Annotated in this window: 21 protein-coding genes; 7 read left to right on the forward strand and 14 right to left on the reverse strand. The window is 33.9% G+C overall.

Features of this window, described 5'->3' with window-relative positions; genetic code table 11:
- Positions 1-4: 4 nt before the first annotated feature.
- Genes ACZ1JT_RS10685 through ACZ1JT_RS10710 form a run of 6 tightly spaced genes read right to left on the reverse strand, consistent with a single transcriptional unit; the run spans position 5 to position 4,213 of the window.
- Complete coding sequence (locus ACZ1JT_RS10685; RefSeq protein ID WP_465093813.1) at positions 5-532, reverse strand: KdsC family phosphatase; 528 nt, start codon at positions 530-532, stop codon at positions 5-7.
- The gene (locus ACZ1JT_RS10690; RefSeq protein ID WP_465093814.1) at positions 525-1,280 is read right to left on the reverse strand and encodes a Rossmann-like and DUF2520 domain-containing protein; all 756 of its coding nucleotides are present in this window, start codon (positions 1,278-1,280) and stop codon (positions 525-527) included. The genes ACZ1JT_RS10685 and ACZ1JT_RS10690 overlap by 8 nt, the downstream gene beginning before the upstream one ends.
- A gap of 1 nt (position 1,281) precedes the next feature.
- Positions 1,282-2,034, reverse strand: coding sequence for a triose-phosphate isomerase (gene tpiA, locus ACZ1JT_RS10695; protein WP_465093815.1), 753 nt, complete (start codon positions 2,032-2,034; stop codon positions 1,282-1,284).
- Complete coding sequence (locus ACZ1JT_RS10700; protein WP_465093816.1) at positions 2,034-2,543, reverse strand: TlpA family protein disulfide reductase; 510 nt, start codon at positions 2,541-2,543, stop codon at positions 2,034-2,036. Before ACZ1JT_RS10700 ends, tpiA begins: the two co-directional genes overlap by 1 nt.
- A 9-nt stretch (positions 2,544-2,552) precedes the next feature.
- A complete protein-coding gene (locus tag ACZ1JT_RS10705) occupies positions 2,553-3,650 on the reverse strand; it encodes a BT_3928 family protein (protein ID WP_465093817.1) in 1,098 nt (365 codons plus the stop codon).
- Between the two features lie 17 nt (positions 3,651-3,667).
- Positions 3,668-4,213 carry a DUF1599 domain-containing protein gene (locus tag ACZ1JT_RS10710; protein ID WP_465093818.1) on the reverse strand — a complete coding sequence of 182 codons (546 nt, stop codon included), beginning with the start codon at positions 4,211-4,213 and terminating at the stop codon, positions 3,668-3,670.
- A 113-nt stretch (positions 4,214-4,326) separates the two neighbouring features.
- Between ACZ1JT_RS10710 and folP the strand changes: the two genes are divergently transcribed.
- A complete protein-coding gene (folP, locus tag ACZ1JT_RS10715; protein ID WP_465093819.1) occupies positions 4,327-5,151 on the forward strand; it encodes a dihydropteroate synthase in 825 nt (274 codons plus the stop codon).
- 2 nt (positions 5,152-5,153) lie between these two features.
- Here folP and rlmH read toward each other — a convergent pair whose 3' ends face one another.
- The 8 genes from rlmH to ACZ1JT_RS10755 all read right to left on the reverse strand — a co-directional run bounded on the left by rlmH (position 5,154) and on the right by ACZ1JT_RS10755 (position 10,584).
- On the reverse strand, positions 5,154-5,627 hold the full coding sequence (rlmH, locus tag ACZ1JT_RS10720) for a 23S rRNA (pseudouridine(1915)-N(3))-methyltransferase RlmH (protein ID WP_465093820.1): 474 nt from the start codon (positions 5,625-5,627) through the stop codon (positions 5,154-5,156).
- A gap of 81 nt (positions 5,628-5,708) precedes the next feature.
- Complete coding sequence (locus ACZ1JT_RS10725) at positions 5,709-6,266, reverse strand: DUF4256 domain-containing protein (RefSeq protein ID WP_465093821.1); 558 nt, start codon at positions 6,264-6,266, stop codon at positions 5,709-5,711.
- A gap of 12 nt (positions 6,267-6,278) precedes the next feature.
- Positions 6,279-6,668, reverse strand: coding sequence for a hypothetical protein (locus ACZ1JT_RS10730; protein WP_465093822.1), 390 nt, complete (start codon positions 6,666-6,668; stop codon positions 6,279-6,281).
- A gap of 221 nt (positions 6,669-6,889) precedes the next feature.
- A complete protein-coding gene (locus ACZ1JT_RS10735; protein WP_465093823.1) occupies positions 6,890-7,309 on the reverse strand; it encodes a DUF1801 domain-containing protein in 420 nt (139 codons plus the stop codon).
- A gap of 7 nt (positions 7,310-7,316) precedes the next feature.
- A complete protein-coding gene (locus tag ACZ1JT_RS10740) occupies positions 7,317-8,039 on the reverse strand; it encodes a phosphodiester glycosidase family protein (protein ID WP_465093824.1) in 723 nt (240 codons plus the stop codon).
- A 15-nt stretch (positions 8,040-8,054) separates the two neighbouring features.
- On the reverse strand, positions 8,055-8,504 hold the full coding sequence (locus ACZ1JT_RS10745; protein WP_465093825.1) for an SRPBCC family protein: 450 nt from the start codon (positions 8,502-8,504) through the stop codon (positions 8,055-8,057).
- A gap of 160 nt (positions 8,505-8,664) precedes the next feature.
- On the reverse strand, positions 8,665-9,129 hold the full coding sequence (locus tag ACZ1JT_RS10750; protein ID WP_465093826.1) for an SRPBCC family protein: 465 nt from the start codon (positions 9,127-9,129) through the stop codon (positions 8,665-8,667).
- A 72-nt stretch (positions 9,130-9,201) separates the two neighbouring features.
- Complete coding sequence (locus ACZ1JT_RS10755; protein WP_465093827.1) at positions 9,202-10,584, reverse strand: hypothetical protein; 1,383 nt, start codon at positions 10,582-10,584, stop codon at positions 9,202-9,204.
- A gap of 430 nt (positions 10,585-11,014) precedes the next feature.
- Here ACZ1JT_RS10755 and ACZ1JT_RS10760 point away from each other — a divergent pair, with 430 nt between their 5' ends.
- The 6 genes from ACZ1JT_RS10760 (at position 11,015) to ACZ1JT_RS10785 (ending at position 16,880) form a co-directional block, all read left to right on the forward strand.
- Positions 11,015-12,232 (forward strand): tyrosine-type recombinase/integrase, encoded by a 1,218-nt coding sequence (locus ACZ1JT_RS10760; protein ID WP_465093828.1) that lies wholly within the window; start codon positions 11,015-11,017, stop codon positions 12,230-12,232.
- 302 nt (positions 12,233-12,534) lie between these two features.
- A complete protein-coding gene (locus ACZ1JT_RS10765; protein WP_465093829.1) occupies positions 12,535-13,434 on the forward strand; it encodes a hypothetical protein in 900 nt (299 codons plus the stop codon).
- A gap of 407 nt (positions 13,435-13,841) precedes the next feature.
- Entirely contained in the window at positions 13,842-14,123 is a 282-nt protein-coding gene (locus ACZ1JT_RS10770) for a helix-turn-helix domain-containing protein (RefSeq protein ID WP_465093830.1), read from the forward strand.
- Positions 14,124-14,255: 132 nt separating this feature from the next.
- Complete coding sequence (locus ACZ1JT_RS10775; protein ID WP_465093831.1) at positions 14,256-16,025, forward strand: hypothetical protein; 1,770 nt, start codon at positions 14,256-14,258, stop codon at positions 16,023-16,025.
- 238 nt (positions 16,026-16,263) lie between these two features.
- The gene (locus tag ACZ1JT_RS10780; RefSeq protein ID WP_465093832.1) at positions 16,264-16,605 is read left to right on the forward strand and encodes a hypothetical protein; all 342 of its coding nucleotides are present in this window, start codon (positions 16,264-16,266) and stop codon (positions 16,603-16,605) included.
- An 11-nt stretch (positions 16,606-16,616) separates the two neighbouring features.
- Positions 16,617-16,880 (forward strand): hypothetical protein, encoded by a 264-nt coding sequence (locus ACZ1JT_RS10785; protein WP_465093833.1) that lies wholly within the window; start codon positions 16,617-16,619, stop codon positions 16,878-16,880.
- The last annotated feature ends 222 nt before the right edge of the window (positions 16,881-17,102 follow it).

A 17,102-nucleotide genomic window follows, 5' to 3' on the forward strand; every position in this document is an offset into this window, starting at 1 on the left:
ACTATTAATCAAATTTAGCATCGAAATGTTCCATCCATTTCCCTTGTACTTTCATTACTTGTTCAATTACATCACGAACAGCTCCTTTTCCACCATTTCTATGTGAAATGTATTTACTTATGTTTTTGATTTCTGGAACAGCATCTTGCGGACAAGTTGGTAAGCCAACCAATTGCATTACATGATAATCGGGAATATCATCACCCATATATAATACCTGTTCGGGTTTAATAGAGTAGATGTCGGTAAATTCTTTGAAAGTGTCTACTTTATTTGGAACACCTAAATGAATATCGGTAATTCCTAAATTACGCAATCGCACTCTTACGCCTTCGTTACTTCCACCCGAAATAATACAAACAGTATATCCGTTTTCTACAGCAGCTTTCATGGCATATCCATCGCGAATATTCATTTCTCGGAGCATTTCTCCCGTTGGAGTTACATGCACAGTTCCGTCGGTTAGTACGCCATCAACATCAAAAACGAAGGTGGTGATGTCGTTCATTATTTCTTTATAACTCTTAGTCATTATTGTTTTGTATCGATTGTGTTAGTAATGTATAAATTGCTTTTTTGTTTTCATCGGTTAAAAAAGCAAGATGTTTTTCAATGGTTTTTTGATCGTGACGTATGGCAGGACCAGTTTGCGCTTCTTTGGGTGATAGCGTTTTTATTTTATCTGCGGTTTCCTGTATTAATGGAAAAAGTATTTCAAAGGGCACTTTGTTTTCTTCGCAAATTTCATTGCCAAGTTGGTAAAGATGATTTACAAAATTGCATGAAAACACAGCAGCTACATGTAAACTTTGTCTTTGTGAAGAGTTAATTGCGAATACTTTTTTAGTGATTGATTTGCCTAGAAGTTCTAATGTCTTAAAATCATTTTCAGTCTCCGTTTCTAAACAAAGTGGAATTTCACTAAAATCGACTTTCTTAGATTTGGAAAATGTTTGTAAGGGATAAAAAACCCCTTTTCTGTTTTTAGGGTTTAATGCCTTTAAATCGAAGCTTCCAGATGTATGAACCACCAAATTGTTTTCAAAAGGAATTTGGTTTGATACGGTTGTAATAGCATCATCCGACACAGCAATGATGGTGATGTCTGCAGGTTTTAAATCGGTTAATTCAGTGACTATTTTTTCGTCGGAAACAAGGTTTGTTAGGTTTTCTTTTTTGCGTGCAAAAACCTGTTGCAAATTGATAGCATCTGTTTGTTGTAAAACAGAAATCAAATGCAAGGCTACATTTCCAGAACCGATAATGTTTACTGAAATCATATTAAAACGAATCCACTATCGCTACAAAATCTTCTGTTTTTAGAGCTGCCCCTCCAATTAGTCCACCATCTACATCGGGTTGAGAAAAAATTTCTTTAGCATTATCAGGTTTAACGCTACCTCCGTATAGAATTGATACATTTTCGGCTACACTACTACCGTACTGATGCTGAATGGTTTCACGAATGAATTTATGCATTTCTTGTGCTTGCTCCGGTGAAGCTGTTTCACCTGTTCCAATAGCCCAAACCGGTTCGTAAGCTATTACTAGATTTACCCATGCATTGGCTTCTAAATGAAATAAACCATCGCGTAATTGATAATCAACAACATTAAAATGTTGTTTGTTTTGACGATCTTTTAATTCTTCTCCAATACAAAAAATAACACGCATTTCGTGTTTAAGTGCCGTATCAACTTTATTTGCTAAAACGGCATCGGTTTCTTTGAAATACTGGCGTCTTTCGGAATGTCCAATAATTACATTATGAACCCCGATAGATGTTAGCATATCTGCCGAAACTTCTCCAGTAAAAGCACCACCTTCAGCTTGATGCATATTTTGAGCTGCAACACCAATATTGGTATGTTCCAGAATATGAACGGCTTGTGATAAGTTTACAAATGAAGGCGCAACGATTACTTCAACTTCTTTCCCCGATGGTAATTCATTTAAAATATCGGAAAGTAATTGTGCTGTTTCGCCAGCGTTTTTATTCATTTTCCAATTTCCGGCAACTATATTATGTCTCATTAGTTTAGTGTTTTTAGTGTTTCAATTAATTTGGCATCGTCAGCTTCTACAGCTCTGAAAAGAGCTATTTTACCCGTTTTATCCACAATCATATAACGCGGAATCCAATCTAATTTTATAGCTTTTCCGAAGATACCTTTCATCCCGTCTGTAGCCATAAAATGTTCGCCGGTAACGTTATATTTTTCAATGCCTCTTTTCCAATTTTTTGAGGTTTTATCCATAGAAATGAAAAGGTAGGTAGCCTCTGGAAAGTCATTTTGAAGTGCTTTAACTTTTGGCATTCCTTTAATACAATCGGAACACCAAGAAGCCCAAACATCGATTACTATTGTTTTTCCTTTGTATTTGCTTAAAATGTCTTGAAAAGTAATTTCGGAGTCATCTAAAGCTATCATTTTGTTTTCAAGAGCTTCTTTGTTAAACTGTGTATCTTCTTTTTTTTGGGTGTATGAATACACTACGAAAGCAACAACAACAAAAATAGCTAGGCTGATTATTTTTTTCATACTTCAGAATTATAAGTTAACATTATCGATGTCGTTCCAGTGTTTTTTATCGAAAATGGTGCCATTATGAAGCACAACAATACTTGGGTTAGCACGTTCGATAGTTTTTAACGTGGTTGCATCACAGAAATAATAATCGAAAGTAATATTGTTTTCTTTTCTGCATTTAGCAATTTCCTCGATATCCGAGGCTGTCATTCCTATAACTTTGTATCCTTTAGCTTCGGCTTTTTTTGCAAAGTCTGCTAGTTTTGCTAAACCATTCGGACTTGCTTTTTTCAAATCATAAGAAATCAACATAACCACTTTTGGAGCGTTTAGTATTTCGTGGGTAAAATCTTCACCATCCAATTCTACTGTAAAATCATGGATTGGAGGTACGTAACCTTGCGAAATCAACTTGTCATCTCTGCGTACAAATTTAGCTCCTGGAGGTAGTTTCATCAAATCCTTTTCACCAAAATTTTGTTCTTTTCCATTAACATTGTACACAAAGTTTAATTCATATACCGATTGTGGAGCACCTTTTGGAAATTCCATTCCTTTTTGGATGTTTGTTCCAACTTTATAAGCTCTGAAATCTTTTAATGGTAAATGATTTAACACCCAGAATCCCATGAAAAAGCATAGACCAAGTGAGGTGATCACGATTAAACTATTTACTTTTTTAGAGAATAAACTCGTAATGTGTTTCTGATTGAAAAATAAAATCAGAATAAAAAATAGCAATGTGACATCTTTCCAAAACGATTCCCAAGGCTTTAATTTAAGTGCATCACCAAAACACCCACAGTCGGTTACTTTATTGTAATAAGCCGAGTAAAATGTTAAGAATGTGAAGAATACAATCATTAGCAGCAAGCTCCACATGGTTAGTTTAGGTTTGAAACCAACTAAAAGGGCAACTCCAAGAACTACTTCGAAAACTACTACAAAAACAGCAATTGCAAGTGCAAATGGCACTAAAAAGGGTAAATTTAAAACGGTTTCTGAAAAGTATTCTTCCAACTTAAACGAAAATCCTGTAGGATCGTTTAGTTTAATCAGACCGGAAATTATAAATAAGACCCCAACTAAAAATCGTGATATGTGTACTAGATATTTCATTTTTAAACTATTAGCGTTTAATTTTTGGTGAATTCCATTAAAATAAGAGCAAAAACAGAATAGTTTATCATATCCTGATAATTTGCGTCGATACCTTCGGAAACTAAAGTTTTCCCTTTGTTATTTTCAATTTGTTTTACGCGTAAAAGTTTTTGTAAAATTAAATCGGTTAGTGAGCTTACGCGCATGTCTCTCCAAGCTTCGCCATAATCATGGTTTTTAGCTTCCATTAAGGTTTTGGTTAGCAATACTTTTTCATCGTACAATCGAACTGCAGTTTCCCAGTCTAAATCTGGTTGATCGGCTACACCCATATCCAACTGAATTAAAGCCATGATGCAATAATTGATTATGCCAATAAATTCGCTGGTTTCGTCTTCATCAACTTTACGAACTTCATTCTCTTGTAAACTTCTTATTCTTTGTGCTTTTATGAAAATTTGATCGGTTAACGATGGAAGTCTTAATATGCGCCATGCACTTCCATAATCCTTCATTTTTTTACTATATAAATCGCGGCAGATTGCGATTACTTTATCAAATTCTTGTGAGGTATTACTCATTTGTGTCTATCTTTGTTACTTGATTTTTCAAATGTAAAGAAATTACAACGAAGTACAAAGTGTAGCGATTAGTAAGTAATGATTAGTAAGTAGTAAACCGGAAATTCATAAACATGAACATGAACTGTAAAGGAAAATTAATCGATTTATCTACGCCTAGGGTTATGGGCATTTTGAATACGACTCCCGATTCATTTTTTGATGGAGGTCGGTATAAATCGGATGCTGATTTTCTGAATCAAGTTGAAAAAATGATTGTTGATGGAGCTACTTTTATTGATATTGGCGCTTATTCTTCTCGGCCTAATGCGGTTTTTGTTTCGGAAGAAGAAGAAATTTCAAGGGTATTGCCGGTTATCGATTTGATACTTAATAAATTTCCTGATGCAATACTTTCGATTGATACTTTTAGAGCTGAAGTAGCTAAGCAAGCTATAGAACATGGCGCTGCTGTTATAAATGATATTTCCGCCGGTTTATTGGATGCTAAAATGATGGAAGTTGTTGCCAATGCTCATGTTCCATACATTATGATGCATATGCGTGGCACTCCACAAACCATGACAACTTTAACACAATACGATGATATTGTAAAAGAAATGATTTTTTATTTTTCGGAACGTGTAGCTGAAGCAAGGAAACTTGGAATCAATGATTTAATTATCGATCCTGGTTTCGGGTTTGCCAAAACATTAGATCAGAATTATGAAGTTTTACAGAAGTTGGAACTTTTTAAAATGCTTGATTTGCCTTTACTTTCGGCGGTTTCAAGAAAATCTATGATTTATAAAGTATTGGATTCAAATCCTGAAGAAGCGCTTAATGGAACAACAGTTTTAAATACCATTTCATTGGTTAAAGGGGCAAAAATTTTACGGGTTCATGATGTAAAAGAAGCCGTAGAATGTATCCGTCTTTTTCAACAAATGAATGGTTAATATTACTGATGATGATAAGGTTCGTTTCGTAAAATGGTAAATCCGCGATACAATTGTTCAATGAAAAATAAGCGTACCATTTGATGTGAAAATGTCATTGGCGAAAGCGATATTTTACCTTGGGCTTTTTTATAAACTTCTTCACTAAATCCGTAGGGACCACCAATAACGAACACTAAAGTTTTAACACCCGAATTCATTTTTTTTTGTAATTCTTCCGAAAATCCTACACTCGAAAATGTTTTTCCATTTTCATCTAACAAAATTAGCTGATCTGTTGGAGACAACTTGGCTAAAATAAGCTCGCCCTCTTTTTCTTTTTGTTGGTTTTCGGACAAGTTTTTTACATTTTTAATATCCGGAATAATCTCCAATTCGAATTTAATATAAAAAGAAAGACGTTTGGTATAGTCGTCTATTAGCGTTTGGAGCGCTTTGTTGTCGGTTTTACCAATGGCTAAAAGTCGTATGTTCATAACTTGAAATAATACACAAAAGTACTTATTTTATTGAATTAGCTTTTTGGTTCCAATGGCACTATAGTTTTGATATTGTATTTAAACTTTTAGACAAGCACGAAAACCTCTAGCAGCATAGTACGATTCGGCACCATTATGGTATAGAAAAACGGTATTGTATCTTCGGTCACAAAAAAGTGCACCACCCAATTTTCTAATTTCGGAAGGAGTTTGTACCCAAGACGATGTTTTTAAATCAAATTTTCCAAGTTGTTGTAAGTAACGGTATTGTTCTTCGTTGAGAATTTCTATGCCCATGGTTTCTGCCATTTCAACGGCATTGGTTTCGGGTTTGAATTGTTTTCTTGATTCGAGCGCATCTCTATCATAACAACAACTTCTACGATCTTTGGGACTTTCAGCTGAACAATCAAAAAATAAATATTCATTGGTTTTGCTGTCGTAAGCTACTACATCGGGTTCTCCTCCAGTTTTTTCCATTTCATTTAGAGACCAAAGCTTTTTTTCATTGGAAGTTAGTTTAGCTTCAATGTTGGCCCATGCTAGATTTTCATGGCGGACTTTGTTTTTTTCGAATCGATCTTTAAGTGTTTGAAGGATTTTGTTTTGTTCTTCAGATGTTAGTTGTTTGTTCATACTTAACACTGTTTATGTTACTGAAAAAATAATTAGCAACCCAATTATAATTGAAAAAGGTGCAATTAATTGAAAATAAAGAGGTTTTAAAAAGTCGACGCATTTGTTTGAAAATGTGTGGTGCAATTTTTTTGGTACAAAATACAATACGAATGATGTGCTAAGCATAAACCATCCGATGAGCTTTAAAATATCTGGAAATTTTGAATATTCGGCATAAAGAATTAAAGCTGTGGCAGGAATCATACGAAGTGTAATTTCACCATAATTAATCCAATTTGTACTTCCGGCTTTACGTATAATTGATCTTGCTTTATTGGGATTAATAATCATAAGTCCTCCAACACAAATAAAAAATATACCAAATAGTATGATGGTGATTTTTGCAATGCTAATAATCATATATGGTTATTTAGGTAATTTTATTTTGCTTACTGAACAAAGAAAGTAATAGAAGACCAATTCCAATTCCGGCAATTAATCCTTTCATTAAATCCGATTCAATTTTATTGGACAAAATTAAGGGAGATGTGACTAAAGTTAGACCAATTATCCTAAGGAATAATATTTTTTTCATGATGTTGTCTTTTTTTAAGTGGTTGATTTTGTTACTGATGTTCTATTTAAGATTTAAATCCGTCTTGTATAGCCGCTTTGAGCGATGCTAAATCGATGTCTTTTATAGTTTTAAACTTAATGCAATATCCCGTTACAGATGCTTTGCCAATTGTGCTACCATAGGTTTTAGCCAGGTATGTTTTATCGTTTAACCCAAGGATATAGACAGAAATTCCAGTGGTGTTTGCACTGATACCAATTTGATAAAAAGCTTTTGAGGAGCCGTCTGCATATTTAATAGTTTGTTCTCCGTATCCAATATTTGGGTTTGAAACGGTTTTGTTATCGCTGTTCTTGCCGTCTAAAAACCATAGTTTAGCAGTTGGGTTAATCTCCAATACCACACGATGCAACTCTTGCATTTCACTACTTTTGGCTTCAGATTGAGCAGTAATATATTCCTTAATTTGTTCTTCTACTTTCATGGTTACATTATTTTGTTACCCCAATTATGACTCCAAAATCTCCATCGGTTTGAATCCATTTTTTTTCGGGTAAATAGGTTCTGGAAACAAATCCGTCAAGATATATGGCATTTTTGCAGCCAAGTTTTTTGAAATATGCTGCAAATTCGTAAAAGTTGATTTCTTTTTTCGACATCGCAAAGAGTATTTTATTGTTTGGTAAAATTCCAACGCCATTACGAATATTAAGATTTGTAGAATTTTGATTGAATGCTTTGTGAATCTTGCCATTGATTACCAGTAATGGTCCAGATTGAGTAGTGTACTTTATACTTTTATTCGGAATAAAATCCTTAGTTAAGCAGATGTGAGCAGTTTTATCGGATGTTAAGTAGAATACCCCATTGGGTTCAAGGTAAAAATTGCCATTGCCTTTTGTAGTGTCTATTTTAATTTTGGTAATCGAATTCTCAATGTATAAACCTTGGGGAGAATGGTCTTTTTTATACATGCCGCCATTAGTAGCGAATATCAGTTCTTTGTTCTGGTTTTTTAGCCAAAGCTTAAGATTTTCTGCATTTTTGAAGTTTTGATCTTTTTCGTTTTTCCAGAAAAAATCTATGTTTTGTTTTTTTGGATTTATGGTGTAACTAACAAAACGATCGTCTTCGTTATTTTCAGAATAGACAATACATCCAACAGAAATTGAAAAAATTAGTATTGAAAATATAAAGGCTAGTTTTTTTGTCATTTACTCAAAGCTCATTTAGGCATCTGGTATTTCCGGTTCGACCAATTTTTTTAATTTTTCGAGAGATTCCTGCCAACCAAGATAACACATTTCTGTTGGAATAACCGAAGGTATATTTTCTTGAAGTATTTTAATTTCGGTGCCACACGAAACTTTTTTTAACCAAACGGAAGTTATCATTTCACCGGGTAAATTAGGATCATCGAATGTATCTGTATATTTGATTAATTCATTGGTTTTGAGTTCGATATAATGGCCGCCAAAAGAATGACTGTTACCAGTAGTGAAGTTAATAAACGACATTTTGAAATTACCGTTAACTTTTACATCCATTTGATGAACCACACATAAAAAACCGTAGGGTGGGAACCAAGAAGCTATGGCATTCGCATCGGTAAACGCACGATATATTTTCTCCGGAGATGCTGTCATTACGCGATGTAAGGAGACGCTGTTATTAGCCATGATGATTTATTTTAAGAAGTACTAATTTACAAAATTCCTAACTAGTTTGCTTGGGAATTGTTGTTGAATTTAATGATTCTTAATGCGAGTTTGATTAAACAATTTTTAAATCTCAATTGGATGCGGTTTCTCTAAATTTTATGAGAATTATTACCCGTTACTATTTTTGATTTTCAGAAATTTCTTTTAGTTTATCTAAAGCTCTTGGATAGGTTTCTTTGAAGTAATCCAAATAATCATCGATAGTATCTATTTCAACAGTTACGGTCGTGATGCCATTATTTTCCTGAAAGCTGTAATTTTCATGTCCGCCAGCCCATTTTTCTACAATTTCACCGGTTGTTACTTCGGTATCACCGTCTAAAAATCCGTAATGACGAATCGAAATAAAATCGGCAGGTTTGTGTTCTACAATTTCTGAGACCATTCCACCTTTTTTGCCATTTTCATCGACACCTACAAAAAGTATTTTGCTTCCTTTGTTCCAGCTGCCTTCATAAGTAGAAGTTGGGTTGAAAGTAGCAGTCCAATATTCGTATGTAGATTTGTCTTTTAAACCCAGCATCGTTTCATATACTTTTTGTGCTGATGCGTTTATCTCTTTTTTAAATTGTAATTTTTGCATTGCTTTTGTTTTTAGAGTTAGAATTTGGTTGTGTGAATGTTCTCTAGCTTGGTGAGGCTGAGAGACTTGAAACTAATTATTTTTTGCCAATATGTAGCTTTGAGGTTTAAGCAATATACCATTTTTTGATACGAGTGGTTTATCCATTCCCCACCAATTAAATTCTATAGCAAACTCCTCAAAATCTGTATCAAGTTTCATCGACATTTTTTTTCCGTTATTTGTCCAAACAGCATTTTTAATTTCAATTAATTTCTCTTTTCCTGTTTGGTTGCTATTTTTAAACTCATAAATTTTAAAATTAAAAGGGCTATTACTCATCTCTTCAGAAAATTCAATCACAAAATTTGAAGTATCTACCTTAACAAAATTCTGTGTGTTGATATTCAATAATGTTGGTTGAACTATTTTATTTTCCATCTTCTTACACCATTTTAATAATGGTTTATAAACATTTTCAATTTTTCTATTTCCTTTTTGTTTGAAGTAAAGCTCCGATACTTTTTTTGAAAATACATTTTGTGCAATAAATCCACGAGAAACATTTTGATATTGCCATTGCAAAGCAATTGAATCTGCAACTTTTGGAAAATTCTCTTTTATAAATACATCGTAAATTGCCCAAGTCATGTATTCATTAAAACTATTAATGCCAGAATAACCTGATTTATTGTCCCAATGTGTTAGATTAAAATTAGAATTAATTAGCTTTTTATATTTATCAGAAATTGGATTAATGTAACCATGGTCCATTTCTGTAAAAAGGGAATGATTTTCAACAATTCTCGTATTATATTTGGTTTCCAAATTACCTAAAATTAAGTCTTTGTTGATATTTGGAAAATCAACTGTAGTAGAGCTATCGGTATCTCTATGGCAATTTTGACCTCCAACTAATGGCGAAACTGCAACGATATATCTTTTTTTATTTTTACTTATGGGCTTTTCAGCAACTTTATCAAGAAACTGTTTTGATTTGGTCACAAAATAATACTCCTTGTAATTATTCACTATTTTGTCATAAAAGTTTTTATGGTCTTTATAAAATTGTCTATAATTTGATTTCAACACAAAATCATTAATCAAATCAATATTTTTATCCACTTCAACAGGTCCAAAAGAATTGAAAGGATAGTCTCTTTTCAATTTTCCGTTATGATCAAATGAAAAAGCATACATATCCGTTCTAAAACCAAGAAATTTTTCCCATTTAGGTCGTGAATAATTAACACTATCCAAAAGTGGGTGGTTTTTTACAGGCTCAAAATACTTTAAAACTTCGTCATAATATGGATTTACTTTTTGGACATCCCATTTGTCTGTTCTTCCATATTCAGTTAATGCTAAAATGATATTAGACAATTCATAACTCTCGGTCATTTCAATATTAATATTATCTTGGGAATAACAATTAAGAGTTAAAAGCGTCAGTGTGATAAAAAGTAATTTATTCATGTTTTGTGTAAAATGTAAGGGAATGTCAAAATCACCGCTATCGTGCCGATGGCTTTAAAAAGTAACTGAATTTTATTGCTGAAATCACAAATATACCGAAAAGTTTAAAAGAAAAAACTTGAAGTTGAGTAGAGAAGTGCAAATACTTACCACCACCGATAAAACCTAAAACCCCGCTTTCACAAAACCGCTGTTAGTACGATTATAATATTCTGTGTTTTGTATTGCTTCTAAAGTACTGTATTTATTGACTTTATTATTTTTAACGACGTAAATTGACGCAAAAAAAAGCAACATAATGTTTGCTTTGTTGTACCAAATGTTGTACTTTCGTTTCAGGTTGCGCCCAAATGAAACGCTTTATTTCCAAAGACTTCACCCGTTTGCTTCCTTTTGTAAATATAGTACAACTTTTTAATTTTTGCAATTTATGGCTTCAATCAAGTTGATTTTAAGAACGCATCAGGAAGACCAAACAGGACATTCCCCATTATATATAAGAGTTATTAAAGATAGGAAAGCCAAATTTATTTCTGTTGGCGTGAAGCTGAAAGAGAGTGAATGGGACGAAGCAAAACAGAGGGTAAAAAAGAACCACCCCAATAGCGCCAGAATGAACGCTTCCATTGCTCAAAAAGTTGCCGATGCAGAAGGACAAGTTGCGGATTTGGAAAGAAAGGTAAAAACGGTTTCGGCAAAGAAACTCAAAGAAGCTATTAAGGGTAAAGAAGTGCCTAACTTTTTTGAATACTCCTATAAGTATTGTACAAAGATAAGAGGGAGCGTTTCGGTTGGAACGTATAAAAATTATGTGCTGTATTTAGAAAAGTTTGAAAACTGGTTAGGGACAAAAGATGTTTTCTTTGATGATATTACCGTTTTGCTCTTAACGGATTATATGGCATATATGAGCAATGAATTAGGCAATGGATTAACCACACAACGCTATTCTATTATGATATTGGCAATAATGTTCAAGCAAGCCATTAAAGAAGATATTATTCCCGAATATATGTACCCAATCAGTAAATTGACCTTAAAAAAAGAAACTGGCAAACGATTGTTTTTGAACAAGGAACAAATCGAAGCAATGATTAATTATAAAGTAACCGAGGGAACAAAGGGAGACATTTACAGGGATATGTTCATATTTTCCATTTACGCAGGAGGGCTACGATTTAGTGATGCTTTGGAAATTCAAAATCTGCATTTTAACGAGGAAGAACAGCGAATTAAAAAAGTGATTCGCAAAACAGGAAGATTACACCAGTTTAAAATCGGTAAAGTAGCTTTGGACATAATCAAGAAATATCAAAAACCGAATCCACAGCCTGACGACTTTATTTTTCCGATTGTAACCAATAGAGATATGTTTTTAAAGAATGACGAATATCGTTACGAGATAACCCAAAAGACAAATAAAGCCGCTAATTTTCAAATTCAAAGAATTTCAAAGGCTTTAGACTTCCCAATCCACGTTTCTTTTCATTTAAGCCGACATAGTTTTGCTACCAATGCACTAAACAACGGAATGCGAATAGAACACGTTTCAAAGTTAATGGATCATCAGGATATTAGAACCACACAGGTCTATGCAAAAATCTTGGGTGAGGAATTGGATAAAGCAGTAGATAACTATATTTATTAAATTATGTAAAAAAATAGGAATACTAAAATGTTATAAATCACGTTCTTGTGAAATAATCATTAACGTAGCTAAAATATTGCTAAATATTTAATAAAAAATTATGAAATCCTTTTGAAAAAAGGATTTTTTTTCCTCTATTTTAGCGCAAAAGAAAGAAGTTCTTTTAAATAAATATTCCATAGAAAAACTGTATTTACAGCCATAAGCAGGGCTTTCAAAACAAATTAAATTCAGGGATAAATTTAAAATTGCCATTTCAAAGAAAATGCAGAAGCATAACCCTAATTGTAGCATTAAATTCTATGGAGCAAAATTTTCAAACTACCTCGTTTCTCGAAATGGTAGTGGCGCATTCTGCAAAAAATTCCAATCACGATTTTGACATTATTCTCGATAAAAAAGTTACGGTACACGATTATTGTACCGCACTCATTAATAAGATTTTTGAATTGCACTACTCCGATTACCCCATTTTTCTAAATTATCAAACCAGTTTGGTTAAAGAGCCGATTGTTTGGCTAAATAGATTTGAGGAATTGATTTCCAATAATGAGGACTTATTTACCAGTAAAAAGGCTCTGTGCCGTTATAACAAACTATTCAATCTGATAGAATCCAAACGAAAAGAAATACAATTTTCGGGTTCAAAAGAAAGCAAACAGACAATCGCTAAAAGATACATCAATGCAGAGAGTGAGGACAGGCATTTTTCATTTTGTGAAGTCAAAAAGCAAATCGACAGTCTTGATGATGATAACGAAAAGATATTGCTATTAACCAAAGAAAAGCACGAGTACCGACAAGCCAATATTGAGTTTATCAATCAAAAATTACCCTTGTTTGATTTGCAATGCAGTAAAGAGATTAAACAGATTTATGAACTGCAAAGCATCAAAAGTACTATCGAAAAATTTAAGCCGAATGTTCCGGGCAATTTAATCGCTCATACAAAATTGCAATTCAATTGCAATGTCAATCAATTTGTGGATATATTCTATCAAATGTCCCGTGAGATATTGGTTGAGGGTAAGCCAATGGTTGAGGGCAATATCAATGATATTGCGGAAATGATTGTAAATACATTCATTGATAAAGATGGTAAAGAGTTAAGTCCCCTTAGCGTTAAAACTATCCTGCAACCCTCAAGGGAAGACAAACGCCCCAACACCAATAAAAGAATAGACATAAGTAAGCTTTTATAATCAAACACAAAAAGTCCACAAATTTCCTGTGGACTTTTTTATTTCCTCTCCTTTTTCTCTCCTTTAAAACCTCTGTGAATACTTGTAAAATAAGGAATTTGTAAAAACGAAAAAGGTCTTTTTAAAACAAAAAGACCTTAAAAGACTTTTTTAAAATTGCCCCCTTTTTCAGCTCAAAAAAGGCAAAAAACTATCTTTTTTGGGTCAATTTTTACCCATTTCTGCACAAAAAAGAAAAGGTCTTTTTTTACTCCCTGTTTTTATAAGAAGCAAAACACTTCAAGTCCTTTAAAATAGGGGCTTCCCAAAGCTTATTTTAAAAACTTAGTCCTTGAAGACCAAGAAAAGACTAAAAGACTTTTTCATACCCCGCACATTTGCTTCATAATTTTTAAATACGCAAAAACATGGAGGTATTTATCTTATCCAAAGCACAGTTCGCAGAATTAACTTCAAGGTTGGATTCTCTGCAAAATCAATTAAACACCCAAACCAATACCTCGAAAAAATCCTTCATGGATAATGAGGAATTTATACAATTAATGGGTATCTCCAAACGTACCGCCCAAGGTTGGCGTGATGAAGGCAAAATCTCATTTAGCCAAGTCGGAAAAAAAATCTTCTACAAGCTATCAGACGTTGACAAACTGCTGGCAGAGAACTACAACAAATCATTCAAGAGCAAATAAACCATTGCAACACCATTGCAATTGTAATCCAAATCATTGCAATAACACAATACATAGACAGCAATTCGCTGAATTCCCTTGACGCACAGGCGTAAACATTTACGCCTTGCCGAAAGGTTAAAAATATTTACTATGAGAGCCAGTACATCACAAAAAATAGACGACAAGGTTTTCTCCCTTGCCTCCAATCTCTTTGGTTTTGGCAATACAGAGGTTAAAAAGCAAATCGAAGAAACCATTGCAATAGAAAACGCAACATTGCAATTGGATAACAGAATCATTGCGGTTTATCCTGCCATAATCGAAGAAGCCTTTGCAACTACTATGGACAATTACCGCAAGTATATTGCCAGTTACAATTTTAAGACACAGGCAGAAAACGAGCTTATCCAAAAACACAATGCTTCAGTTAAGCAATTCTGCAAGGAAAACGCTCTTACAGAAGTTCAAACAGCATTCAGAGAAGTGTTTTTGCTGAACAGGAAAAATCTAAAACCCAGAACCTACAACGAGGCTGTAAATGAGTTCTGCAATGATTACGGATTGATTGTAGAGAAAAAGAAAATTCAAAGCGTTAAATACGCTACCGAAATTGTTTTTCAAAACCTGTTGCACCTGTACAATTCGCAATTGATGAAACGCAACGAAAAATTTATTAAGTCAGGTATAACAGCAAAACGACCAATACAAGAGTTTAAAATCAATTCCTTTTTAGTTACCCAGTTAAAGCGAAAAGAGATTCACAGTATTGACATCTGCACCAAAACGGTGCGCAATCACAGACAAAGACTGGAAGAAGCAGGCGTATTTACTGAATATCATTTTGCAGGGCAAAACAAGCCCGTTGAAGTGCATATCAACCCTGAAATTTTGGTGGTTTTGGATATCAAAACCTCTAAAATGAAAAGCGCTGAAAATAAACAACTTAAATGTGTGTTTTGGAATCTTTTACCTGATAACAATGAAATTACTGGAACAATATTAAATGAATATCAAAAGAATGAGAATGTTGAAAACATTTCTCAGGGTATAAGGAGTTCGAGCGAAGCCCTCACGCCTTCTTATTTGTTTTTTTCTACAAGAACACATGCCAGCAAGCAAGAGAATTCAAACCAAGGGGCGGGCGCGAAAACTGTTAAAGTTCAAAATACTTTATCCGAAAAACTGCAAAGTTTGATTATCCACCCGCAGGAATTGGCGGTAAACCTTGCCAATGGAGAGTATATGAATTACAAGCCGATTGATATTCGCTATCTGTTCAAAGAAGCCTTTTCTGGAACGCTGACCAATGACGAGTTCAGGGAACTGGCTTTGCAGGATTTCTTTAAATCCATATCCAAGATTTACCGATTTTCCACGCCTTTTGCGGGTAGTTGGAAAAAGGCAATTACTCTGTATTATCAAAACAAATGGATTGCCTTTACTGGTAACAGCTTCAATAAAAGCGTACTGGTTGACGAGTTACAGCAGATGCGCTGGCGCATTGAATGGGCAAGAAAATGGTTTCTAAAAAATCAGTTCCCGCCATTGTTTCCCTACGATTACTTTGATATGACCCGCAAAACTTCAAAAGAAGTCGGTTTTGAATACACCAAAGCCAAGTGGAACGAACATTTGTTATCCATTGCCAAGTATGATGCACTGAAGAAGAAACAAGAGTGTAATGCCGTGAGAAGAAAGGAAACGATTAACCACGCCAAGAAGTGTGAAACGGCAATCAACCGCTTTTTCAAGAACAAAGTAACCTACACGCAATTGTTTGATTACGTGGAAAAGAACCTGCCTAAAGAATACCTGGAAAAACTGCCTGATTTGATACTTAAAAAATCATTGAAAGACAACGAGAAAACCATTGCAATAACGGGCAATGATGCGGTAAAGTACAGCTTTTTTGAATTTTAAAACTAAGACAATATGCCAGTTTTTGACAACACAAAATCGAAAATTAAAATGGTAATCCTAACCCAAAACAAACAGAGTAATGCGGTTTGGTGGTCACCCATTAATCAGAACAAACGAAAGAGCGAATTGGTTATTAGAAGTATGCTCAGGAGGTTTGAAAAAAGCAAACTTTTCCCCATTACCAACGTGGTACAGTTCTATGAAAACAATCTATTAATCTCTCAATTCAAATTCAATTATGAAAATAGCCTTAAAGAAAATCAAGATAGCAGACATCGAAATCATACAATCCGAACTGCTGAAATTCATTAGACACAAAGTAGATAATATTGCCCATTGCAAGGATTATGAAAAGTATTGCAATGACATCATTGTAATCGATACGCTCCAAAGTATGTTTTTCATTTTTAGGACAAAGATTGAAAGCAAAAAACAAGAATCCAATCTTACGCTTTCTCCTACGCAAGCGGTCATACTTCTTTTTTGCTGTCAATGGGAAAGAGAGGAAAGAACACAAGAGCAGAGAATTGCAATGCAAATGGTGTCCGATGTATTGCATGAGAAGCTTGTCAATATTTAAAAAGGCAGGCTATGGAAAAGAGGCTCATTGCAGGGAAGAAATCACGCTATCCCACTAATGCCATTATCAATAAAAATTTCATTATCAGGGTGCTTGAAAATCCGAAACAGAATCCAGTTAAAAATACCAAACTCCGAACGGCAAACACCATTTCAAAACTGATAAATGACGATAAACTGAAAATGAAGCTGTTTGCCAAGGTTTTAAACGGTCAGGCTGATAAGTACACCTTTCTGATTAGAAACCGTCTGAAAATTGATTTTTGTTCAAAATAACTTTTAAAAAAACTACACAAATGAAACTAAAAAACCGCCTTAAAATACTGCTGTGTAACGCTTATGTAGTATTGCTGTGCATTGCAATTGCTATCACAATGCCATTGCAATTTGTCCTTTTCCTGATAAAAGGCAAAAACAGGATATTGAGATATTTGGAAGACAGGGTTTTTAGAACGCTGTTTTCTATCAATGATTTGAGAAAGAACATTTAAGCCAGCT

Source organism: Flavobacterium sp. IC2-16 (assembly GCF_055521455.1).